This is a genomic window from Chromobacterium subtsugae, from assembly GCF_035919665.1.
Classification (GTDB): Bacteria; Pseudomonadota; Gammaproteobacteria; order Burkholderiales; family Chromobacteriaceae; genus Chromobacterium; species Chromobacterium subtsugae.
This window is the reverse complement of record NZ_CP142381.1, coordinates 4,003,445-4,025,312: the sequence shown is the minus strand read 5'-3', so window position 1 is coordinate 4,025,312 and position 21,868 is coordinate 4,003,445. Positions and strand designations below refer to the sequence as shown.

The 21,868-nt window shown below is 61.9% G+C and carries 17 protein-coding genes, 2 tRNA genes and 3 rRNA genes; 17 read left to right on the top strand and 5 right to left on the bottom strand.

What is annotated here, in order from left to right:
• The first annotated feature begins 179 nt into the window (after positions 1-179).
• From gltS to U6115_RS19065, 9 genes are all read left to right on the top strand, one after another.
• Entirely contained in the window at positions 180-1,382 is a 1,203-nt protein-coding gene (gene gltS / locus U6115_RS19105) for a sodium/glutamate symporter (protein WP_043580540.1), read from the top strand.
• Between the two features lie 126 nt (positions 1,383-1,508).
• Positions 1,509-1,871: a thioredoxin gene (trxA, locus tag U6115_RS19100; protein WP_043580541.1), complete on the top strand. Its 363-nt coding sequence runs from the start codon at positions 1,509-1,511 to the stop codon at positions 1,869-1,871.
• Positions 1,872-1,985: 114 nt separating this feature from the next.
• Positions 1,986-2,534: a glutathione peroxidase gene (locus tag U6115_RS19095; protein ID WP_043580543.1), complete on the top strand. Its 549-nt coding sequence runs from the start codon at positions 1,986-1,988 to the stop codon at positions 2,532-2,534.
• A gap of 387 nt (positions 2,535-2,921) precedes the next feature.
• Positions 2,922-4,457, top strand: a 16S ribosomal RNA gene (locus U6115_RS19090).
• A gap of 92 nt (positions 4,458-4,549) precedes the next feature.
• Positions 4,550-4,626 (top strand) — tRNA-Ile (locus tag U6115_RS19085).
• Between the two features lie 3 nt (positions 4,627-4,629).
• A tRNA-Ala gene (locus tag U6115_RS19080) sits at positions 4,630-4,705 on the top strand.
• Between the two features lie 282 nt (positions 4,706-4,987).
• Positions 4,988-7,879, top strand: a 23S ribosomal RNA gene (locus U6115_RS19075).
• A gap of 125 nt (positions 7,880-8,004) precedes the next feature.
• Positions 8,005-8,119: ribosomal RNA gene (rrf, locus tag U6115_RS19070) — 5S ribosomal RNA — on the top strand.
• The 16S, 23S and 5S rRNA genes sit together here with 2 tRNA genes alongside, the layout of an rRNA operon.
• A gap of 173 nt (positions 8,120-8,292) precedes the next feature.
• A complete protein-coding gene (locus U6115_RS19065; protein ID WP_043580888.1) occupies positions 8,293-9,207 on the top strand; it encodes an ion channel in 915 nt (304 codons plus the stop codon).
• Positions 9,208-9,243: 36 nt separating this feature from the next.
• Here the strand turns inward: U6115_RS19065 and U6115_RS19060 are convergent, their stop codons facing one another.
• A complete protein-coding gene (locus U6115_RS19060; RefSeq protein ID WP_043580886.1) occupies positions 9,244-11,034 on the bottom strand; it encodes an ATP-binding protein in 1,791 nt (596 codons plus the stop codon).
• Positions 11,035-11,137: 103 nt separating this feature from the next.
• The gene (gene pssA / locus U6115_RS19055) at positions 11,138-12,478 is read right to left on the bottom strand and encodes a CDP-diacylglycerol--serine O-phosphatidyltransferase (RefSeq protein WP_043580884.1); all 1,341 of its coding nucleotides are present in this window, start codon (positions 12,476-12,478) and stop codon (positions 11,138-11,140) included.
• Between the two features lie 187 nt (positions 12,479-12,665).
• Between pssA and U6115_RS19050 the strand changes: the two genes are divergently transcribed.
• Together U6115_RS19050 and parE are read left to right on the top strand one after the other, a co-directional pair.
• On the top strand, positions 12,666-13,190 hold the full coding sequence (locus U6115_RS19050) for an RNA pyrophosphohydrolase (protein ID WP_043580902.1): 525 nt from the start codon (positions 12,666-12,668) through the stop codon (positions 13,188-13,190).
• 115 nt (positions 13,191-13,305) lie between these two features.
• Positions 13,306-15,270 (top strand): DNA topoisomerase IV subunit B, encoded by a 1,965-nt coding sequence (gene parE, locus U6115_RS19045; RefSeq protein WP_043580881.1) that lies wholly within the window; start codon positions 13,306-13,308, stop codon positions 15,268-15,270.
• A gap of 63 nt (positions 15,271-15,333) precedes the next feature.
• Here parE and U6115_RS19040 read toward each other — a convergent pair whose 3' ends face one another.
• The 3 genes from U6115_RS19040 to U6115_RS19030 are packed head-to-tail and all read right to left on the bottom strand — an operon-like array spanning position 15,334 to position 17,324.
• Positions 15,334-16,047: a substrate-binding periplasmic protein gene (locus U6115_RS19040; protein WP_043580879.1), complete on the bottom strand. Its 714-nt coding sequence runs from the start codon at positions 16,045-16,047 to the stop codon at positions 15,334-15,336.
• Between the two features lie 55 nt (positions 16,048-16,102).
• Positions 16,103-16,699: a short chain dehydrogenase gene (locus U6115_RS19035; RefSeq protein WP_043580877.1), complete on the bottom strand. Its 597-nt coding sequence runs from the start codon at positions 16,697-16,699 to the stop codon at positions 16,103-16,105.
• A gap of 28 nt (positions 16,700-16,727) precedes the next feature.
• A complete protein-coding gene (locus tag U6115_RS19030) occupies positions 16,728-17,324 on the bottom strand; it encodes a short chain dehydrogenase (protein ID WP_043580875.1) in 597 nt (198 codons plus the stop codon).
• A gap of 105 nt (positions 17,325-17,429) precedes the next feature.
• Here U6115_RS19030 and U6115_RS19025 point away from each other — a divergent pair, with 105 nt between their 5' ends.
• The 6 genes from U6115_RS19025 (at position 17,430) to U6115_RS19000 (ending at position 21,687) form a co-directional block, all read left to right on the top strand.
• Complete coding sequence (locus U6115_RS19025) at positions 17,430-18,314, top strand: LysR family transcriptional regulator (RefSeq protein WP_043580873.1); 885 nt, start codon at positions 17,430-17,432, stop codon at positions 18,312-18,314.
• A gap of 68 nt (positions 18,315-18,382) precedes the next feature.
• Positions 18,383-18,940: a chromate transporter gene (locus U6115_RS19020; protein ID WP_043580872.1), complete on the top strand. Its 558-nt coding sequence runs from the start codon at positions 18,383-18,385 to the stop codon at positions 18,938-18,940.
• A complete protein-coding gene (locus tag U6115_RS19015) occupies positions 18,937-19,452 on the top strand; it encodes a chromate transporter (RefSeq protein WP_043580870.1) in 516 nt (171 codons plus the stop codon). Before U6115_RS19020 ends, U6115_RS19015 begins: the two co-directional genes overlap by 4 nt.
• 54 nt (positions 19,453-19,506) lie before the next feature.
• Positions 19,507-20,343: a transporter substrate-binding domain-containing protein gene (locus U6115_RS19010; RefSeq protein ID WP_230623456.1), complete on the top strand. Its 837-nt coding sequence runs from the start codon at positions 19,507-19,509 to the stop codon at positions 20,341-20,343.
• A gap of 46 nt (positions 20,344-20,389) precedes the next feature.
• Positions 20,390-21,454 (top strand): uroporphyrinogen decarboxylase, encoded by a 1,065-nt coding sequence (gene hemE, locus U6115_RS19005; protein ID WP_043580866.1) that lies wholly within the window; start codon positions 20,390-20,392, stop codon positions 21,452-21,454.
• An 11-nt stretch (positions 21,455-21,465) separates the two neighbouring features.
• Positions 21,466-21,687 (top strand): hypothetical protein, encoded by a 222-nt coding sequence (locus tag U6115_RS19000; RefSeq protein WP_146008449.1) that lies wholly within the window; start codon positions 21,466-21,468, stop codon positions 21,685-21,687.
• Positions 21,688-21,868: the final 181 nt, after the last annotated feature.

Sequence of the window (21,868 nt, the reverse complement as noted above, 5' to 3'; positions counted from 1 at the left end):
CTCTCCTATAAGAAAGCGCGTTTCCGCATGGAGTCGCCGACCAGCCAGCCGGCGGCCTTCGCGCCGCCTCGCCGCGCCAGCGGCGGGATGTGGAGCGCCTCCATGCCTTCCTGATTCATCGGTTTGTCTGCGTTGCGCCGCGGACGCGTTTTCGCTCGAAAACGATAAAGGGAGAACCGATGATCCAACTCGACTTCTACGGCACGCTGGTGGCCGCCTCGCTGGTCCTGCTGCTGGGGCGCAAACTGGTCGCCCATAGCGGCGTGCTGCGCACCTATAACATCCCCGAACCGGTGGCCGGCGGCCTGGTGGTCGCGGCAGCTTTGCTGGCCTGGCGGCAGTTTTCCGGCGTGGAAGTGCGCTTCGACGCCTCGCTGCAAACGCCGCTGATGCTGGCCTTCTTCGCCGCCATCGGCCTGACCGCCAACCTTGCCAGCCTGAAGCAGGGCGGCAGGGCGGTAGGCATCTTCCTTGGCGTGGTGGTGGGCCTGCTGCTGGTGCAGAACACCTTGGGCGTGGCGGTGGCCAGCGCGCTGGGGCTGGACCCGCTGATGGGCTTGCTGGCCGGATCGATCACGCTGTCCGGCGGCCATGGCACAGGCGCCGCCTGGAGCGGCACCTTCGCCGCCAAGTACGGCCTGGCCTCCGCCGCCGAACTGGCGATGGCCTGCGCCACCTTCGGCCTGGTGTTGGGCGGCCTGATCGGCGGGCCGGTGGCGCGCTTTTTGGTCAAGCGGGTGAATACGCCGGGCGCCGAGCACAACGCCGACCAGCCGCCGCAAGGCTTCGAGCAGCCGGACGCGCAGCGGCTGATCACGCCGCATTCCTTCATCGAAACGCTGGCATTGATCGCGGTCTGCCTGTTGGGCGGCACGTTTCTTGGCGGCTTGCTGAAAGGCACGGCTTTCGAGCTGCCGACTTTCGTCTGCGTGCTGTTCGTCGGCGTGCTGATCAGCAACGGCCTGGCGGCGCTGGGTTGGTACAAGGTTTTCGAGCGCGAGGTATCGGTGGTGGGCAACGTCAGCCTGTCGCTGTTCCTGGCGCTGGCGCTGATGTCGCTGCGGCTGTGGGACCTGGCGGCGCTGGCCTTGCCTATCTTTGCTCTGTTGCTGCTGCAGACGCTGGCGATGGCTTTGTACGCCGTGTTCGTCACCTTCCGCGTGATGGGGCGCAACTACGACGCAGCGGTGCTGGCGGCCGGCCATTGCGGCTTCGGCCTGGGCGCGACGCCCACCGCCATCGCCAATATGCAAGCGGTGACCGAGCGCTTCGGCCCCTCGCATCTGGCCTTTCTGGTGGTGCCGATGGTGGGCGCTTTCTTCATCGACATCGTCAACGCCATCGTGATCAAGCTGTACCTGGCTTTGCCCTTCGTCGGCTGAGCGGGCTATCGGCCGGATTGAAAAATACAACCGGGGCCATGGCTTGCAATGGCCCGGGGCCGCTCATATCTTGATGGCAGACAGCCCGCCGCTGGCGGGCCACCCAGATTACGAAAGAGAGCCGCCATGTCTTATATCAATCTCACCGCCGACAACTTCAACGCCAATATGAAGGAAGAAGGGTTGGTCATCCTGGACTTCTGGGCGCCGTGGTGCGGCCCGTGCAAGATGTTCGGCCCGGTGTTCGAGGCGGCGGCGGAAAAGCACGCCGACATCGTGTTCGGCAAGATCAATACCGAAGACGAGCGCGACCTGGCCGCCCACTTCAATATCCGCTCCATTCCGACGCTGATCGCCATCAAGGATGGCATCATGGTCTTCAACCAGGCCGGCGCGATGATGGGCGCGCAGTTCGAGCAGCTGCTGCAGAGCCTGCGGGACTTGGACATGGACAAGGTGCGCGCGGAAATCGCCAGCCAGCCGGAATGACAGGCCGGCGGCGCGTGCCGCCGCGATGTGAGACGATGGGGCAGTGCGCGGGCGCATTGCCCTATTCTTATATCTGGAGCAAAGCCGGGTGGCGCATCCGGCGGGGAGGTCGTCATGAAACGTTGGGGATATCTGCTGTTGCTATGGGGGCAGGCCGCCTTGGCCGCGTGCCCGCCATTGCTCAATTACAAGGTGCCGGGCTTGATGGGCGGCGAGATCAATCTGTGCCAGTACGCGGAGCAGCCGGTGCTGGTGGTCAACACCGCCAGCCATTGCGGCTTCACGCCGCAGTTCACCCAGCTGGAGTCTCTATATAAGCAATACGGTCCGCGCGGCCTGGTGGTGATCGGTTTTCCCAGCAACGATTTCTTCCAGGAACTGGACCAGCCCAGCGAGATCGGCGCGTTCTGCCAGGCCAATTACGGCGTGACCTTTCCGATGGCCGGCAAGGGCCACGTGCGCGGCGGCGACGCGCAGCCTTTCTTCAAGGCGTTGATCGCCGCCACCGACGACGCGCCGGTGTGGAATTTCCACAAGTACCTGATCCTGCCGGGCGCGAGCAAGGTGGTGAGCATCTCCACCCGCACGAAACCGGACGCGCCGGAAGTGGTGGACGCTTTTCTGCCCTATCTGAAGCCGCCGGCCGCTCCTGCGCAGCCTTGAGGCCGCGTAGCAGGGGACGGAGTGCAGCGAAAACGCCGCGGATCGCGGCGTTTTTCATGAAGAGCTGAAATTCTTTTTGCGCCATATTGATGGTTTATCAATGGTTTGCGTGTTCTTCCGCCATCTTTTTGCATTTTTTGTGGCGAAAGGTGTTGACGGGTGTGGGTCCCGGGCGTATAGTTCGCCTCCTCAGCTGACGCAGCGAACGAAACAGCGGAAACGAAACGGTTCCGGTGATGACGACGCAGCGATCGGCACCGCTCTTTAACAGACAGAATAACCGATAGGTGTAAGTGTTTGGCGAAAGCCAAAAACTTGCACTGCAAGAGACAAGAGATACTTGTTTATTTCTTTGAACTTGCGTGCCAGAAAATTTGCTATGAGATTGAACTGAAGAGTTTGATCCTGGCTCAGATTGAACGCTGGCGGCATGCTTTACACATGCAAGTCGAACGGTAACAGGGTGCTTGCACCGCTGACGAGTGGCGAACGGGTGAGTAACGCATCGGAATGTACCGTGTAATGGGGGATAGCTCGGCGAAAGCCGGATTAATACCGCATACGCCCTGAGGGGGAAAGTGGGGGACCGTAAGGCCTCACGTTATACGAGCAGCCGATGTCTGATTAGCTAGTTGGTGAGGTAAGAGCTCACCAAGGCGACGATCAGTAGCGGGTCTGAGAGGATGATCCGCCACACTGGGACTGAGACACGGCCCAGACTCCTACGGGAGGCAGCAGTGGGGAATTTTGGACAATGGGCGCAAGCCTGATCCAGCCATGCCGCGTGTCTGAAGAAGGCCTTCGGGTTGTAAAGGACTTTTGTTCGGGAGGAAATCCCGCTGGTTAATACCTGGCGGGGATGACAGTACCGGAAGAATAAGCACCGGCTAACTACGTGCCAGCAGCCGCGGTAATACGTAGGGTGCAAGCGTTAATCGGAATTACTGGGCGTAAAGCGTGCGCAGGCGGTTTTGCAAGTCTGATGTGAAAGCCCCGGGCTCAACCTGGGAACGGCATTGGAGACTGCAAGACTAGAGTGCGTCAGAGGGGGGTAGAATTCCGCGTGTAGCAGTGAAATGCGTAGAGATGCGGAGGAATACCGATGGCGAAGGCAGCCCCCTGGGATGACACTGACGCTCATGCACGAAAGCGTGGGGAGCAAACAGGATTAGATACCCTGGTAGTCCACGCCCTAAACGATGTCAATTAGCTGTTGGGGGTTTGAATCCTTGGTAGCGTAGCTAACGCGTGAAATTGACCGCCTGGGGAGTACGGCCGCAAGGTTAAAACTCAAAGGAATTGACGGGGACCCGCACAAGCGGTGGATGATGTGGATTAATTCGATGCAACGCGAAAAACCTTACCTGCTCTTGACATGTACGGAACTTGGTAGAGATATCTTGGTGCCCGAAAGGGAGCCGTAACACAGGTGCTGCATGGCTGTCGTCAGCTCGTGTCGTGAGATGTTGGGTTAAGTCCCGCAACGAGCGCAACCCTTGTCATTAGTTGCCATCATTTAGTTGGGCACTCTAATGAGACTGCCGGTGACAAACCGGAGGAAGGTGGGGATGACGTCAAGTCCTCATGGCCCTTATGAGCAGGGCTTCACACGTCATACAATGGTCGGTACAGAGGGTCGCTAAGCCGCGAGGTGGTGCCAATCTCATAAAACCGATCGTAGTCCGGATCGCACTCTGCAACTCGAGTGCGTGAAGTCGGAATCGCTAGTAATCGCAGATCAGCATGCTGCGGTGAATACGTTCCCGGGTCTTGTACACACCGCCCGTCACACCATGGGAGTGAGTTTCACCAGAAGTGGGTAGGCTAACCGCAAGGAGGCCGCTTACCACGGTGGGATTCATGACTGGGGTGAAGTCGTAACAAGGTAGCCGTAGGGGAACCTGCGGCTGGATCACCTCCTTTCTAGAGAAGGCGATCGCCAAGCACTTACAGCCTATCGGTTATTCGCGTTAAGGGCAGCTGGATCGAAGAGATTCAGTGCTGAGAAGTTGACTGGGTTTGTAGCTCAGCTGGTTAGAGCACTGTGTTGATAACGCAGGGGTCGTAGGTTCGAGTCCTACCAGACCCACCAGTTGGGGGATTAGCTCAGTTGGGAGAGCACCTGCTTTGCAAGCAGGGGGTCGTCGGTTCGATCCCGTCATCCTCCACCACTTACAGTGCAAACAAAAACGAACTTGATCGAGTTTGATTCTGTTTGCGTTGTTCGCGTGCAGCGAAAGCTGCTCAGCAATACGCCCGATCTTTAACAAACTGAAGAAGCCGAATATATTAAGACGGCGAAACAAACAGCGAGAGTTAAGTCTTTCGTTGAATGAATCGTCATCTTGGGTATTTGATTGTATCAAAGGCTGCGTCGCCATATCAAAAGGGGCGGTGCAGTCGTCGCACAAACACACTTGTTGTTTTAGTGGCTTAGGCTGCTGAAATGATAGGGTCAAGCGACTAAGTGCATCTGGTGGATGCCTTGGCGATCACAGGCGATGAAGGACGTGTAAGCCTGCGAAAAGCGCGGGGGAGCTGGCAATAGAGCTTTGATCCCGCGATATCCGAATGGGGAAACCCGGCCCTTAGGGGTCATCCCTGACTGAATACATAGGTCAGAGGAAGCGAACTCAGCGAACTGAAACATCTAAGTAGCTGAAGGAAAAGAAATCAACCGAGATTCCGTAAGTAGTGGCGAGCGAACGCGGAACAGCCTGTATGTGATAGAGATTGCGTTAGTGGAAGGTTCATGGAAAGGACCGCCGTAGTGGGTGATAGCCCCGTACACGAAAACGCATTCTTGGTACTAAGCATACGAGAAGTAGGGCGGGACACGCGAAATCCTGTCTGAATATGGGGGGACCATCCTCCAAGGCTAAATACTCGTGATCGACCGATAGTGAACCAGTACCGTGAGGGAAAGGCGAAAAGAACCCCGGGAGGGGAGTGAAATAGAACCTGAAACCGGATGCATACAAACAGTGGGAGCGGACTTGTTCCGTGACTGCGTACCTTTTGTATAATGGGTCAGCGACTTACGTTCAGTAGCAAGCTTAACCGAATAGGGGAGGCGTAGGGAAACCGAGTCCGAATAGGGCGCTTTAGTTGCTGGGCGTAGACCCGAAACCGAGTGATCTATCCATGGCCAGGATGAAGGTGCGGTAACACGCACTGGAGGTCCGAACCCACTAGTGTTGCAAAACTAGGGGATGAGCTGTGGATAGGGGTGAAAGGCTAAACAAACTCGGAGATAGCTGGTTCTCCCCGAAAACTATTTAGGTAGTGCCTCATGTATCACTTCCGGGGGTAAAGCACTGTTATGGCTAGGGGGTCATTGCGATTTACCAAACCATGGCAAACTCTGAATACCGGAAAGTGCAAGCATGGGAGACAGACGGTGGGTGCTAACGTCCATCGTCAAGAGGGAAACAACCCAGACCGCCAGCTAAGGTCCCAAATGATCAGTTAAGTGGTAAACGAAGTGGGAAGGCATAGACAGCCAGGATGTTGGCTTAGAAGCAGCCATCATTTAAAGAAAGCGTAATAGCTCACTGGTCGAGTCGTCCTGCGCGGAAGATGTAACGGGGCTCAAACTGATAACCGAAGCTGCGGATGGGCGCGTAAGCGTCCGTGGTAGGGGAGCGTTCTGTAGGTCTGTGAAGGTGTCTCGTAAGGGATGCTGGAGATATCAGAAGTGCGAATGCTGACATGAGTAGCGATAAAGCGGGTGAAAAGCCCGCTCGCCGAAAGCCCAAGGTTTCCTACGCAACGTTCATCGGCGTAGGGTGAGTCGGCCCCTAAGGCGAGGCTGAAAAGCGTAGTCGATGGGAAACGGGTTAAAATTCCCGTACTTTTGTGCAGTGCGATGTGGGGACGGAGAAGGTTAGGTCAGCAGACTGTTGGAATAGTCTGTTCAAGCCGGTAGGCGTGAAGAGTAGGCAAATCCGCTCTTCTTTAACGCCGAGACGTGATAACGAGGGTCTACGGACCTGAAGTGACTGATACCACGCTTCCAGGAAAAGCCACTAAGCTTCAGCTGCACAAGAACCGTACCGCAAACCGACACAGGTGGGCAGGATGAGAATTCTAAGGCGCTTGAGAGAACTCAGGAGAAGGAACTCGGCAAATTGATACCGTAACTTCGGGAGAAGGTATGCCTGTTGAGGTGTAGGACTTCGCGTCCGAAGCTTTGACAGGTCGCAGAGAATCGGTGGCTGCGACTGTTTAACAAAAACACAGCACTGTGCCAACACGAAAGTGGACGTATACGGTGTGACGCCTGCCCGGTGCTGGAAGGTTAAGTGATGGGGTGCAAGCTCTTGATCGAAGCCCCAGTAAACGGCGGCCGTAACTATAACGGTCCTAAGGTAGCGAAATTCCTTGTCGGGTAAGTTCCGACCCGCACGAATGGCGTAACGATGGCCACACTGTCTCCTCCTGAGACTCAGCGAAGTTGAAGTGTTTGTGAAGATGCAATCTACCCGCTGCTAGACGGAAAGACCCCGTGAACCTTTACTGTAGCTTTGCATTGGACTTTGAAGTGGTTTGTGTAGGATAGGTGGGAGGCTTTGAAGCCAGGACGCTAGTTCTGGTGGAGCCGACCTTGAAATACCACCCTGACCCCTTTGAGGTTCTAACCTTGGTCCGTGATCCGGATTGGGGACAGTGCATGGTAGGCAGTTTGACTGGGGCGGTCTCCTCCCAAAGTGTAACGGAGGAGTTCGAAGGTTACCTAGGTACGGTCGGAAATCGTGCTGATAGTGCAATGGCAAAAGGTAGCTTAACTGCGAGACCGACAAGTCGAGCAGGTGCGAAAGCAGGACATAGTGATCCGGTGGTTCTGAATGGAAGGGCCATCGCTCAACGGATAAAAGGTACTCCGGGGATAACAGGCTGATACCGCCCAAGAGTTCACATCGACGGCGGTGTTTGGCACCTCGATGTCGGCTCATCACATCCTGGGGCTGTAGCCGGTCCCAAGGGTATGGCTGTTCGCCATTTAAAGTGGTACGTGAGCTGGGTTCAAAACGTCGTGAGACAGTTTGGTCCCTATCTGCAGTGGGCGTTGGAAGTTTGACGGGGGCTGCTCCTAGTACGAGAGGACCGGAGTGGACGAACCTCTGGTGTACCGGTTGTCACGCCAGTGGCATCGCCGGGTAGCTAAGTTCGGAAGAGATAACCGCTGAAAGCATCTAAGCGGGAAACTTGCCTGAAGATGAGACTTCCCTGGAGGCTTGACCTCCCTGAAGAGTCGTTCGAGACCAGGACGTTGATAGGTCGGGTGTGGAAGCGCTGTGAGGCGTGAAGCTAACCGATACTAATTGCTCGTGAGGCTTGATCCTATCATTTGAGTGGCTTGGGAAACTGAGACACAAGAGAGTGGATGTGCGACGTACGTCAAATACCGAATATATGCGAATCTGTCTGAGAGACGGGTTCGGGCTTCTTTAAGTTTGTACAGTTTATGTCTGGTGGCCATAGCGAGGTGGTCCCACGCCTTCCCATCCCGAACAGGACCGTGAAACGCCTTAGCGCCGATGATAGTGTGGCATTCGCCATGTGAAAGTAGGACACCGCCAGACGCCCCATACAGAACCCCAGCTCGATGAGCTGGGGTTTCTGCGTTTCTGCCCCGCCCGCCGGGCTGTGTCGTTTCGGCCTTGCCGTCCTCTCCCCGTTCCCCCGCGGCTTGCCATTGACCACTGCGCGCATCCCGCACAAAATCAGCCCTTTACCGACTGGAAGGTGGCAGCCGATGGTTTCTCGCAGCAGCAAGCCCGTCCGGCGAATTCTGGCGGGCGATCGCAGCCTGTTCATCCACAGCATGCCGCGGCATTCGCTGCATGACCTATACCATTACTGCATGACCATCAGCTGGCCGCGTTTTTACCTGTTCATCGCGGCGGCTTTCCTGGCCTTGAACCTGTTGTTCGCCGGCTTTTACCAGTTGCAGCCAGGCGGTATCGCCAACCAGTTTCCACAAGGTTTTCTCGGAGCATTCTTCTTCAGCGTCGAGACGCTGGCCACCGTCGGCTATGGCGACATGCATCCGCAAACCCTGTATACCCACTGGATTTCCATGCTGGAAATCTTTATCGGCATGATGAGCATAGCCTTGATCACCGGCGTCACCTTTGCTCGCTTTTCGCGGCCTAGGGCGCGCATCGTTTTCACCAGCCTAGCGGTGGTGAGGCCGTTGAACGGCGAGCCGGCGCTGATGCTGCGCGCGGCCAATGCCAGAAACAATGTGATCATCGATGCCAGCGCCCGTCTGCGTTTGTTGCAACATGAAGTTACGGCGGAAGGGACGGCGTTTCGCAAGCTCTACGACCTGGAACTGGTGCGCGACGAGCACCCGATGTTCGTGCTGGGCTGGACGCTGGTGCACAAGCTGGATGAGCGCAGCCCGCTGTATCGGCGCGATGCCGAGTCGCTGGCGGCGGTGAAGGCGCAGTTGATCCTGTCCATCAGCGGCATAGACGAAACCACCATCCAGCCCATGGTGGCGCGTCATACCTTCTCGCATCTGGATATCCGCTGGAATCATGTTTTCGCCGACCTGATCTATACCGACGAAGAAGAAAACGACCATGTCGATTATCAGTTGTTGCAAGAGGTGAGGCCGCTGCGCGCCGATGGCGGCCAATCGGACGAGGCTGAGCGGCGCTAGGCTGCATCCGGCCGGCATTCGAAACCATGCCATCCGTCAGGCGGGATTCGGCGGGAAGGTGATGATGAAGGCAGTGTTGTGGCCCGGCTCGCTTTCCAGCCGGATCTGTCCCTTCAGGATCACCTGCACGATATTGTGCACCATCGCCAGGCCCAGCCCCACGCCGCCTTGCCCCATGCGGGTGGTGAAAAAGGGATCGAACACCTTGCCGTGCAACTCCGCCGGAATGCCTTTGCCGTCGTCCTCGTAGCGCAGCGTGATGTCGCCCTGCGATTGGCTGATGGTGATGGCTATGCAGCCCTGGTTGCGCCCTTCGAAGCCGTGGGTCAGCGAGTTGGCGACCAGGTGCGAAACCAGCTGCTCCAGCGCGCTGGGATAATTTTCTATCATCAGGTGGGCCGGCGCGTGCATCTCCACCAGCAGATGCGGGTGATGCTCGGGCGGCAGCAGCGCTTTCAGCAGCTGGCCGATGACTTCGCCGGGGCTGAACACGCGTTTGGGCTGGTCCAGCTGGTCGACGGCAATCTGCTTGAAGCGGCCGATCAGATCGCCGGCCTGTTCGCTGTTGCGTTGCAACAGTTCACAGGTTTCGCCGGCCTTCAGCAGGAAATCCTGCAGTCCCTTGCGCGACAGCTGCTTGTCGGCGTCGGCGCGGGCGATGTCGGCCACGTCGGCCTGGATCTGCGACGAGCATAGAAGGATGTTGCCTATCGGGGTGTTGAGCTCGTGCGCCATGCCTGCCACCATCCGGGCCAGCGCCGTCTGCTTTTCGGCGATGCTGATTTGGTGCATCGCTTTCTTCAGCTCGGCGGTGCGGCTGGCCACCCGTTCTTCCAGATGGCTGTTCAATAGCTGCAGCTCGCCTTCCGCGTGCTTGCGGCGGCTGATGTCGGAGTAGGTGCCTATCATTCGCAGCGGCTGGCCTTGGGCGTCGTGGCTGACCACCATGCCGCGGCCCAGCAGCCAGATCCAGTCCTGGTCCTTGCGGAAGCGATGCTCGGTGACGAAGGAACCCTGGGGTTGGCGCAGATAGCTGGCCAGGTCGGCCAGCACGGTCGGCAGGTCGTCGGGGTGGATGCCGGTTTGCCAGAGCTGGAAATCGGCGATGTCGGCCGGCCGCGACAAGCCCAAGAGTTGCTGGCAGCGGCTGGAGAAAAAGATTTCGCCATTGGCGATGTTCCAGTCCCAGACGCCGTCGCCGGCGCCTTCCAGCGCGAAGTGCCAGCGCTCCTCGCTCTCGCGCAGCGCGCGCAAGGCTTTCTGCTCGCCGGCGCGCAGCAGTTCGAACTCGCGGCGCACCCGCTCGGCCTCGTCGGCGCGCAGGGCGGCGTCTTCCTGCGCGCGGGCCTTGTCGTTGTAGATCTGCTTGAGGTCGCGCTCCACCATGCTGCGGAACTGCGCCAGCAGCTGCCGGTAGATGGGGGTGTAGGCGTTTTCGACGCGGTCGAGTATGCAGATGGTGCCGAAGATGTCCTGATTCGGCCAGGTCAGCGGCATGCCCATATAGGAGATCATGCCCAGCTTGATATCGGGGTTGTCGCACCAGTCCGGATCGGTCAGCGCATTGGGCACGGTCAGCTCGTTGCGGGAGCTCATCACGGTTTCGCAGTACAGGCCGGTGCCGAGGTCGGCCATTTCGTCTTCCTCGTAGGGGTTGCCGGCGCTGTGGCTGGAGAGGAAGACCTTGATGCGCGGCGGCTGCACCTGCATGATCAATGCCGCCGGAATGCTGACTATCCTGGCCAGCAGGTCCAGCACTTGCTGCCATTTTTCCGCGTAATCGTGGCTGACGTCTAGATTGCGGGTTTCTACCTTGGGGGTGGCCATGCGGCAACTCCGCTGCGTGCATATGCTTAGTAGTTTTAGCATATGGCGGCGCGGCGTTGGGCAATGAAAAAGCCCCGCGGCGGCGGGGCTGGGAAGCAAGGTCTTACAGCATCAGGTTCAGCATGCGGTCTATCCGCACCCGGCTCAGGCGGGTCAGCAGCTTCTTGATCTGTTCCGGGTAGTGGCGGACGTCTTCCAGCTGGCGATAGTGCTTGAGCAAGGTGGTGTGGCGCAGGATGCTTTGTTGTTCGGCCTGGCTCTGAGCCTGCAGCTGGCGCTGCGGATCGCGCAGCAGCAAGGCGTTTTCCAGATCCAGCCGGAAGGCGCGCGGATTGAGGTTGTTGCCGGTCAGCAGGATGTAGCGCTCGTCGCCCCACATGCCCTTGAGGTGGAAGGTGTTGTCGCCGTCCTTCCACAGGTGGACGCGCAGTTCGCCGCGGTTGACGAACTGGCGCTGGCGCTTGGCGAAGCGGCGCAGGTTCATCTCGTACAAATAAGGCAGAGCGCCGATCACCCGGAACGGCTGTTCGGGCGGGATGTAGAAATCGTTGGCGGTCTTGTCGCCGACCACGATGTCGATCTCCACGCCGCGGCGCAGCGCGCGGTTGATTTCCAGCACCACCGAGCGGGGGAAGTTGAAATAGGGCGTGCAGATGAAAAGCTTGCGCTCGGTGCTGGCGATGACGTCCAGGATGGCGCGGTTCAGGCGGTTGCCCTTGCCTATGCCGACGATGGGGCTGACGCTAAGCTGATCGGGCGCCGCCTGGCCGCCGGCCAGCCGGTATTGGCTATGCACCAGCTTGTCGCGCAGCTGGCGGATTTCCTTGCGTATGCTGCGGGTGGACGGCGCCGGCTTGTCCAGGCGGAACACCGCCGGGTCGTTGAAGAACTGTTCGGCCATGAAGCCGGCCATCGCGTCGGCCAGCTCCGGATTGCGGATCAGGTGGTAGCGGTCGAAACGGTATTTGTCCAGCTTGTGCAGGTAGACATTGTTGAGGCTGGCGCCGCTGTAGTAGACGGTATCGTCGATGACGAAGCCCTTCAGGTGCAGCACGCCGAACAGCTCGCGGGTTTGCACCGGCACGCCGTAGATCGGGATGTCCAGCTCCCGGCGCGCCGCCTCGTCGCGATACCAGGCGGCGTTGCAGTGCGACTGGTCTTCGCCGATCCTGCCGCGCTGGGCGCGGTGCCAGTCCACCATCACCCGGATGTCCAGGCTTGGGCGGCGCTGCTTGGCTTGGTAGAGGGCGTCCAGTATTTCGCGGCCGGCTTCCTCGTTCTCCAGGTAGAGCGAGCACAGATAGATGCGTTGCTCGGCGGCGGCGATGCCGGCCAGCAGGCGCAGGCGGAACTCGCTAGTTTGCAGCAGCGTGGAGAAGTCTTCCGGCCGCAGAGGCAGCCAGGGCAGACGGGAAAGCGTTGGTCGGGTAAGCAGAAATGCCATGAATGCGCAGTTGAATGACGTTCAATCGACGCATCGTAGCACCGTTTGGCTGGTTTGGGGGAGACGGCGGCGCGCGGGCGGCGGCGCTCAAGTTTTTAAAGTGTCGGCGGGCCGGAGTTTCGCGCATGGCAAGGCAGACGGAAATGTGCAAAAATTCCGGTAACTAGACGAATTGCAGGTTTTTTCCATGCTGGACCGGGACGGATACCGCCCAAATGTCGGAATCATCCTCACCAACTCCAGGAATGAGGTGTTCTGGGGCAAGCGCGTGCGCGAACACTCTTGGCAGTTTCCGCAAGGCGGCATCAAGCCGGGCGAAAGCCCGGAAGCGGCGATGTACCGCGAGCTGCTGGAGGAGGTGGGCTTGCTGCCTCAGCACGTGAAGATCCTGGGACGCACCCGCGACTGGATGCGTTACGAGGTGCCGACGAATTGGGTACGCCGCGAATGGCGCGGCAGTTACAAGGGCCAGAAGCAGATCTGGTTTCTGTTGCGGCTGGTCGGGCGCGACAGCGACGTCTGCCTGCGCGCCACCAGCCATCCGGAGTTCGATGGCTGGCGCTGGAATGATTACTGGGCGCCGGTGGACGCGGTGATCGAATTCAAGCGCGACGTGTACGAGCGGGCGCTGTCGGAATTGTCGCGCTTTTTGCGCGGCGTGGAGAGCCACCACGCCTACCAGGCGCGCACCGGCGCGCAGAGCGAGCATTGACGGCGGCGCCGTTTCAGCTATACCCACACGGCGGGCCGATGCCCGCTGTCTTTTTTCCCGCCGCTCTTGCCGGAGCGGCGCAGGCGCGAGTCGCGGATAAAGCAAGACCAAGAATATGAGCCAACAATACGACGAATCCTCGGTACGGGTGCTGAAGGGGCTGGAGCCGGTGAAAGAGCGGCCCGGCATGTACACCCGCACCACCGACCCCACCCACATCTGCCAGGAAGTGATAGACAACGCCGCCGACGAGGCGCTGGGCGGCTACGCGCGCAAGATCGCCGTCACCGTGCATCAGGACGGCTCGCTGACGGTGGAGGACGATGGCCGCGGCATTCCGGTGGGCCTGCATCCGCAAGAAGGCGTGCCGGTGGTGGAACTGGTGTTCACCCGGCTGCACGCCGGCGGCAAGTTCAACAAGAAGGACGGCGGCGCCTACGCCTTTTCCGGCGGCCTGCACGGCGTAGGCGTGTCGGTGACCAACGCGCTGTCCACCCGCCTGGAAGTGGAGGTCAAGCGCGAGGGCGGCGTGCATCGCCTGGTGTTCTCGGGCGGCGATGTGATCGAACCCTTGGCCCGCATCGGCGACTGCGGCCCGCGCACCAGCGGCACCCGGGTGCGGGTGTGGCCGGACGGCAAATATTTCGAAAGCCCGCGCTATTCGATGCAGGAGCTGGAGCGCCTGCTGCGCGCCAAGGCGGTATTGCTGCCCGGCGTGGCGGTGACGCTGACGGTGGAAAAGTCCAGCGGCGACGAGGTGAAGGTGTGGCAGTACCCGGAAGGCCTGAAGAGCTATCTGGCGGAGCTGTGCGGCGACGACGAGCCGGTGGCGCCGCTGTTCGCCGGCGAAGCGTATATCGGAGACGACCACGAGCAATTCGCCAAGGGCGAGGGCGCGCAGTGGGCCATGGCCTGGTTCGAGGACGGCGCCAGCGGCGAGAGCTACGTCAACCTGATCCCCACCCCGGTGGGCGGCACCCACGAGGCCGGCTTGCGCGCCGGCGTGTTCGACGCGGTGAAGAGCTTCGTCGATCACCACAACCTGTTGCCGCGCGGCGTCAAGCTGATGGCGGAGGACGTGTGGAGCCGCGTGCGCTTCGTGCTGTCGGCCCGGGTGCTGGACCCGCAGTTCCAGGGCCAGACCAAGGACAAGCTGACCAGCCGCGACGCGCTGAAGCTGATTTCCGGCCTTGCCCGCGATCCGGTGGAGCTGTGGCTGAACCAGCACGTGGAAGCCGGCAAGAAAATCGCCGAGCTGGCGATCCGCCAGGCGCAGAGCCGTCTGAAGTCGGTCAAGAAGGTGGAGAAGAAGAAGGGTTCCGGCGTGGCCGTGCTGCCGGGCAAGCTGACCGATTGCGAGAGCGAGGACATCGAGCGCAACGAGCTGTTCCTGGTAGAGGGCGACTCCGCCGGCGGCTCGGCCAAGCTGGCGCGCGACAAGGAGTACCAAGCCATCCTGCCGCTGCGCGGCAAGGTGCTCAACAGCTGGGAGACGGACAAGGACCAGCTGTTCTCCAATGCCGAAATCCACGACATTTCCGTGGCGATAGGCGTCGACCCGCATGGCCCGAACGACGCGCCGGACTTGTCCGGCCAGCGCTACGGCAAGATCGCCATCCTGTCCGACGCCGACGTCGACGGCTCGCACATCCAGGTGCTGCTGCTGACGCTGTTCTTCCGCCATTTCCCGCGGCTGGTGGAGAACGGCAATGTCTACATCGCGCAGCCGCCGCTGTTCCGCGTCGACGTGCCGGGCCAGGGCAAGACCCGGCCGCCGCGCAAGCTGTACGCGCTGGACGAAGGCGAAATGGCGGCCATCCTCGACCGCCTGCGCAGCGAAGGCGTGCGCGAGAACGCCTGGAGCATTTCGCGCTTCAAAGGCCTGGGCGAGATGAATCCGGAGCAGCTGAAGGACACCACGATGAACCCGGACACCCGCCGGCTGAGCCAGGTGCGGGTGCGCGAGGGCCAGCTGCAGCAGACGCTGGACACTTTCGTGATGCTGATGGGCAAGGGCGAGGCGGCCAGCCGCCGCAGCTGGATGGAAGCCAAGGGCAACGAGGTCGAGGCCGACATCTGATCCGGTCCGTGCCGATGCCCGGCAGACCCGCCCGCCTGCGAAGGCCGGCGGGTTTTTTCATGGCTAATCGTAGCGCGCCAGCAGCGCCGCCATCTCGCGCCGGCCGGCGGCGGAAACGCAGGCCGCGCGCAGTTTTTCCAGCGTCGCCGCATCGCGCGCCAGCGGGTGGGCGCGCGACACGTATACCGCCATCGGCTCGCTGCTGATCGGCAATTCGGTCCATTTGTCGGCGGGGGAGGACAGTTCGCGCAGCACGCGGCCGCAGCCGGGCCGCACGCACATCATCGCGTCCAGCCGGCCGATGCGCAGCATGCCGAAGCCCTGGCGCATGTCGGCCACCCGCACCGGGGCGGCGGCGGAAGCCGTCAGAAAGGCGTCCAGCGTATGGGTGCCGCGCAGTATGCCCACCGGTCGTCGCCGGAAGTCCTCGGGCCGCAGCGGGCGGCTGGCCTGGCGGTGGATCAGCGACAGCCGGATGGCGGCGGGACGACACAGCTCCAGGCCGAAGGCGTCGCGCTCCGGCGAGGCGGTGATCAGCGCCAGCGCGTCGCGGCCGGCTTTCAGGTCTTCCACCAGGCGCGGCAGCGGCCGGGTGTCCTGCGCCAGCCGCAGCCCGCTTTGCGCGGCCAGCCAGCCGAGAAAGCGCGGCGTCAGGCCGTCGCCGCTGGCCGGATCGCCCCAGGGCTCTATCGCCTGGCTGTACGCCGGTATCGGCTCGGCATGGGGAAAGAGCGGGCATAGCAGCAGCGCCAGCCCGCCCCACAGGATAGCTTTCATCGCGGCGTCCGGTGTTTGGCGGCTGTTGCAGTATAGGTTGGCCGCGCGCCGGGCCTTACCAGACCTTGAAGACTTGTCCGGTCTCCACGCCTTCGACGCTGCGTTGATAGGCGCGCGCGGCTCTGGCGGCCGGCACGGCCTCGAAGCCAGGGAATAAGTCCTTCAGAGCTTCCCAGGACTCTTGCAAAACGCCGGGGCTGACGACGTTGATCCTTTGGCCGGCTGCCAGCTCCACTGCGGCACCCCGGACGAAGCCTTCTATCGCGGCATTGACGGCGCAGGCGTTGCTGCCGTGTCGGATCGGTATTTCATTGCCCATGCCGCTGGTCAGCGTGATCGAACCGCCATCGCTGAGAAAGTGCTGGCCGATCAGGGCCAGGTTCACCTGCCCCAGCAATTTGCCGTCCAGGCCGATGCGGAACTGCTCGGACGACATTTCGGTCAGCGGGCCCAAGTGCAGGCTGCCGGCCGCGCTGACGATGGCGTCCACCTTGCCGATGCGTTCAAACAGCGCGCGGATGCTGGACGGCTCGGAGAGGTCGACGCGGACCTCCCCGCCGCTGCGGCTGGCTGCGATGACTTGATGATGTGACAGCGCTTGCGACACGGAACGTCCTATGGTTCCGCCGGCGCCGACTAGCAGTATCTTCATGGCCTGTCTCCTGCCCTGGTTTGGGGAATCACCACACGGTCAGCGTCTGGCTGTTGGCGATGCCCTCCACGCTGCGCACATAGGCCAGCGCCGCGCGCGCGGCCGGCACCGGCTCGAAGCCGGGGAAGAAGGGCGCGTAGCCGTCCCAGGACTCTTGCAGCGCGTTGGGGCTGACCACATTGATGCGGCGGTCGCGGCCCAGCTCCAGCGCAGCGGCGGCGGCGAAGCCTTCCAGCGCGCGGTTGACCGCGGTGGCGTTGGCGCCCTGGCGGATGGGTTGGGCGCTGATGATGCCGCTGGTCAGGGTGATGGAGCCGCCGTCATTCAGATAATGCTGGCCGGTCAGCGCCAGGTCGATCTGGCCCAGCAGCTTGTCGTTCAGGCCGATGCGGAAGTCGGCGGCAGTCATCTCGGCCAGCGGGGCGAAGTGCACGCTGCCGGTGGCGCTGACGATGGCGTCGAGGCGGCCGGCCTGCTCGAACATCCGCTGCACGCTGGCGCTGTCGGTGATGTCGACGCGCAGGTCGCCGCTGCCGCGGCCGGCGGTGATGACTTGATGGTGGGACAGCGCTTGATGCACGGCGCGGCCCAGCGTGCCGCTGGCGCCTACGAGCAGAATCTTCATGGATGTTCTCCGTTATGGGTTGCGATGTCCGCAGTGTGCATGGATTCGCTGGTTTGATTAATCCGCTATGATGAACAAAATTGATAACTTGGAGTTTCTAATCTCGTGGACCGGCTGCTCAGCATGGAATTGTTCGTCGCGGTGGTGGAGAAGGGCAGCTTCACCGCGGCGGCCGACGCCCACCGGTTGTCCCAGCCCATGGTCGGCAAGCATATCGCGGCTTTGGAGGCGCGGCTGGGCGGCAAGCTGCTGGTGCGGACCACGCGCCGGCAGCAGTTGACCGAGCTGGGCCAGCATTACTTTCAACGCTGCCGCGCCATCCTGGCCGAATTGGCGGCGGCCGAGGACGCGGCGGCGCTGCTGCGGGCGCAGCCGCGCGGGGTGCTGCGGATCAATGCCTCGGTTACGTTCGGCACGCTGAGGCTGGCGCCGCTGTTGGCCGATTTCATGGCGCGCTATCCGGATATCGGGGTGGAGCTGGAACTGAGCGACCAGCTGGTGGATCTGGTGGCCGACGGCTATGACGCGGTGTTCCGCATCGGCCATCTGGCCGATTCCGGCATGGTGGCGCGGCGTTTGCGGCCGTACCGGATGATGATCGCCGCCTCGCCCGCCTATCTGGCCGCGCGCGGCACGCCGGCGACGCCGGCCGATCTGGCGGAGCATGACTGCCTGGGCTTCAGCCGCTGGCGGCGCGACGACGGCTGGGAGGCGCTGGCGCAGCGGCATGGCCTGCGGATGCGCGCCAGCCGCTTCCTGTGCAATCAGGGCCAGGCTTTGCGCCAGCTGGCGCTCTCCGGCGCAGGCATCGCGCTGCAGGCGGAGGCGTTATTGGCCGGGGATGTGGCGGAGGGCAGGCTGGTGTCGCTGCTGGACGGCTATCTGCCCGATCCCAAGCCCATGCACCTGATTTACCCGGCCGACCGCCAACCCTTGCCCAAGCTGCGGGTTTTCGTCGATTTCATAGCCGAGCGGCTGGGCGAACTGTGAGGGCAGGTGACCGCCCCTGTCAGAATTTCTCGTTTGTATAGTCCTGCGGCGGCGAGTAGTGTCAAGGCATGAATAGCGATCTGATTCTTCCCAGCCGGCGCGAGCTGTTCGCCGGCTTCTTCTCCATCGGCGTCAGCGGTTTCGGCGGCGTGCTGCCGCAGGCGCACAGCATGCTGGTGCTGAAGCGGCGCTGGCTGTCCGAGGCCGACTTCGCCGAGCAGCTGGGGCTGTGCCAGGTGCTGCCCGGTCCCAATATCGTCAATATGGCGGTGTCGATAGGCGCGCGCTTCCACGGGCCGAGCGGCGCGCTGGCGGCGGTGTGCGGCCTGCTGTTGGCGCCCATGGTCATCGTACTGTTGTTGGCTTCCGTTTACGGCCGCTACCGCCAGCTGCCGCTGGTGGAGCATGTGATGCATGGCCTGGCGGCGGCCGCCGCCGGCCTGTTACTGGCGATGGCGCTGCGTTTGCTGTCCAGGCTGGAGCGGCGTGTCTGGAGCGCGCTGGTGGTGGCCGCCACCTTCGCCGCCATCGCGGTGTTCCGCCTGCCTTTGCTGTGGGTGCTGCTGGCCTCGGCGCCGTTGGCGCTGGCGCTGGCGTGGCTGAACAGAGGGAGGGCGGCGACATGATTCTGTTGGTGCTGCTGTGGCATTTCAGCCTGATGTCGCTGCTGGCGGTGGGCGGCGCCAATGTGCTGTTGCCTGAGCTGCAGCGGCTGGTGGTGGCCGAGGGCTGGATGAGCGCCGGCCAGTTCGCCGAGCTGTTCGCCATCGCCCAGGCCGCGCCGGGCCCCAATGTGCTGGTGGTCAGCCTGATAGGCTGGCATGTGGCCGGCCTGGCCGGGGCGCTGGTCTGCATGCTGGGCATGTGTCTGCCGTCGTCGCTGCTGAGCTTCTATGTCTCCCGCTGGTGGGAGGCCAACCAGGGTGGCGAACTGGCCCGGCTGCTGGCGCGCGCCTTGCTGCCTCTGACGGTGGGCCTGGTCGGCGCCAGCGCCTGCCTGTTGCTACAGGCGGCCAACCGCGACGCCGCCGGCTGGGGCGTGAGCCTGGCGGTGGCCTGGATCGCCTGGCGGCGCAACTGGAATCCGCTGTGGCTGCTGCTGCTGGGCGGGCTGGCGGGCAGCTTGGGCTGGCTCTGATCCGCGGCCATAATGGAGGCATCGGGGCGACGGGGTGCTTCCATCATGGCGAGGGTGTTGAGCATATGGCTGCTGTGCTGCCTGCTGCCGATGGCGCAGGCGGCCGGCATGTCCATCAACTACGCGCTGGTGTCCGGCGACAACGACCCGCACTGGCCCTACATGCAGGCGCTGTTGCAGCTGGCCTGCAGCCAGATGCGCGAGCGTTGCGTGCTCTTGGCGGCGCGCGACATGAACCAGGGGCGCGCCACCGAGCAGATGCTGCGCGCCGGCGGCAGCGTCGACTTGTTCTGGGGGATGACCAGCCGCGAGCGCGAAAGCAAGCTGCTGGCGGTGAAGGTGCCGCTGGACAAGGGGCTGATAGGCTGGCGGGTGCCGCTGATCAGCGCCGACCGGCCGCAGCTGTTCAAGGGCGTGAAAACCCGGCAGCAATTGATGGCGTTTCGCGCCGGGCAGGGACAGGACTGGCCGGACACCCAGATCCTGCAGCATGCCGGCCTGCCGGTGGTGACCAGCGTCGATTATCCCAACCTGTTCTCCATGCTGCGCCAGCGCCGCTACGACTACTTTCCGCGCAGCGTGATCGAGGTGCGGCAGGAGCTGGAGTCGCCGAACAGCAAGGGGCTGATGCTGGACCCCTACCTGCTGCTGCACTACCCCACCGCCTTTTATTTCTTCGTCTCGCCGAAGCGCCCGGAGTTGGCCAGGATGCTGGAGCAGGGCCTGGAGAGGAGCGTCGCCGACGGCAGTTTCGAGCAGCTGTTCAAGTCTTTCAACGGCGATCATCTGCGCGGACTCAATCTGGCGGCGCGCACCATCATCGAACTGGACAACCCGCTGCTGCCGGAGGACACGCCGCTGCGGCGGCGCGAGCTGTGGTTTCACCCCTGAGGCCGGGTGGGTATAATGCCGGCTGATTCCCATAGCGTGTGCCGACATGACCCAGCTGAGCAACGATACCTTCCTGCGGGCCCTCTTGAAGGAGCCGGTTGAATACACCCCGATCTGGATGATGCGCCAGGCCGGCCGCTACCTGCCGGAATACCGCGCCAGCCGCGCGCGCGCCGGCAGCTTCATGGACTTGTGCACCAGCCCGGCCTTCGCCACCGAAGTGACGCTGCAGCCGCTGGACCGTTTTCCGCTGGACGCGGCGATCTTGTTTTCCGACATCCTCACCGTGCCCGACGCGATGGGCCTGGGCCTGTATTTCGCCGAAGGCGAGGGGCCGAAGTTCGAGCGCCCGCTGCGCGACGAAGCCGCCATCCGCGCGTTGCGCCCGGCGCCGCTCGACAAGCTGCGCTACGTGTTCGACGCGGTGGCCAGCATCCGCCAGGCGCTGAACGGCCGCGTGCCCTTGATCGGCTTTTCCGGCAGCCCGTTCACGCTGGCCTGCTATATGGTGGAAGGCGGCGGCTCGGATGACTTCCGCCATGTGAAGGCGATGCTGTACAGCCGTCCGGAGCTGCTGCACCACATCCTGGAAATGAATACCCAGTCGGTGATCGCCTATCTGAACGCGCAGATCGACGCCGGCGCGCAGGCGGTGCAGATTTTCGACACCTGGGGCGGCGCGCTCAGCCATGCCGCCTATCGCGAATTCTCCCTCTCCTACATGCAGCGCATCGTCGCCGGCCTCAAGCGCGAGGCCGACGGCCGGCGCGTGCCGGTGATCGTGTTCACCAAGAACGGCGGCCAGTGGCTGGAAGACATCGCCGGCATCGGCGCCGACTGCGTCGGCCTGGACTGGACCACCGACATCGGCCTGGCGCGCGCGCGCGTCGGCGCCAAGGTGGCGCTGCAAGGCAACTTCGATCCCAACGCCTTGTTCGCCTCGCCGGAAGCCATCGAGCGCGAAGCGGGGCGGATCCTGGCCAGCTACGGCCAGGGCAGCGGCCACGTGTTCAATCTGGGCCACGGCATCTCGCAGTTCGTCGACCCGGCCCACGCCGGCGCGCTGATCGAGGCGGTGCACCGGCTGTCGCGCCCCTATCATTCCCAGTGAGATCCCGGACTATGCTGGTGCCGCGCCCGGTGCGCGGCGCACCAGCGTGGTGCGCGCGGATGTTGCTGAATGAATTCTTGTTTCTGTTTAAACAGAATTCTTATCTTTTATGCAGAAAACCTGTGGAAAAAAACCGCGGTTTTTTAAGAATTTATTGCGCTTGTCGTATCGAAGCCTTGGGCGGCCGCCAGGGTATCGACGCCCGTCAGACCGGCTTTCGTTTCTGTTTTTAGATGGATATTTGCAACTTGAAAAATGTCTATTGACAGCGGACGCGGCTGGTGTTTCTGAAGTTATGCACACGGCCTAGTCGCTGTGGCTTCTCTTGTCAAGCGCGCAAGGCAAAAAATAAATAACTTTATAAGCCATTGAAAATAAAAGAGTTTTACATTTGATTAATTTTTGTGCAATCCA

Coding starts and splice junctions, on each gene's coding strand:
- gltS (WP_043580540.1), top strand. CDS start 180: ATGATCCAACTCGACTTCTACGGCACGCTGGTGGCCGCCTCGCTGGTC.
- trxA (WP_043580541.1), top strand. CDS start 1,509: ATGTCTTATATCAATCTCACCGCCGACAACTTCAACGCCAATATGAAG.
- U6115_RS19095 (WP_043580543.1), top strand. CDS start 1,986: ATGAAACGTTGGGGATATCTGCTGTTGCTATGGGGGCAGGCCGCCTTG.
- U6115_RS19065 (WP_043580888.1), top strand. CDS start 8,293: ATGGTTTCTCGCAGCAGCAAGCCCGTCCGGCGAATTCTGGCGGGCGAT.
- U6115_RS19060 (WP_043580886.1), bottom strand. CDS start 11,034: ATGGCCACCCCCAAGGTAGAAACCCGCAATCTAGACGTCAGCCACGAT.
- pssA (WP_043580884.1), bottom strand. CDS start 12,478: ATGGCATTTCTGCTTACCCGACCAACGCTTTCCCGTCTGCCCTGGCTG.
- U6115_RS19050 (WP_043580902.1), top strand. CDS start 12,666: ATGCTGGACCGGGACGGATACCGCCCAAATGTCGGAATCATCCTCACC.
- parE (WP_043580881.1), top strand. CDS start 13,306: ATGAGCCAACAATACGACGAATCCTCGGTACGGGTGCTGAAGGGGCTG.
- U6115_RS19040 (WP_043580879.1), bottom strand. CDS start 16,047: ATGAAAGCTATCCTGTGGGGCGGGCTGGCGCTGCTGCTATGCCCGCTC.
- U6115_RS19035 (WP_043580877.1), bottom strand. CDS start 16,699: ATGAAGATACTGCTAGTCGGCGCCGGCGGAACCATAGGACGTTCCGTG.
- U6115_RS19030 (WP_043580875.1), bottom strand. CDS start 17,324: ATGAAGATTCTGCTCGTAGGCGCCAGCGGCACGCTGGGCCGCGCCGTG.
- U6115_RS19020 (WP_043580872.1), top strand. CDS start 18,383: ATGAATAGCGATCTGATTCTTCCCAGCCGGCGCGAGCTGTTCGCCGGC.
- U6115_RS19015 (WP_043580870.1), top strand. CDS start 18,937: ATGATTCTGTTGGTGCTGCTGTGGCATTTCAGCCTGATGTCGCTGCTG.
- hemE (WP_043580866.1), top strand. CDS start 20,390: ATGACCCAGCTGAGCAACGATACCTTCCTGCGGGCCCTCTTGAAGGAG.
- U6115_RS19000 (WP_146008449.1), top strand. CDS start 21,466: ATGCTGGTGCCGCGCCCGGTGCGCGGCGCACCAGCGTGGTGCGCGCGG.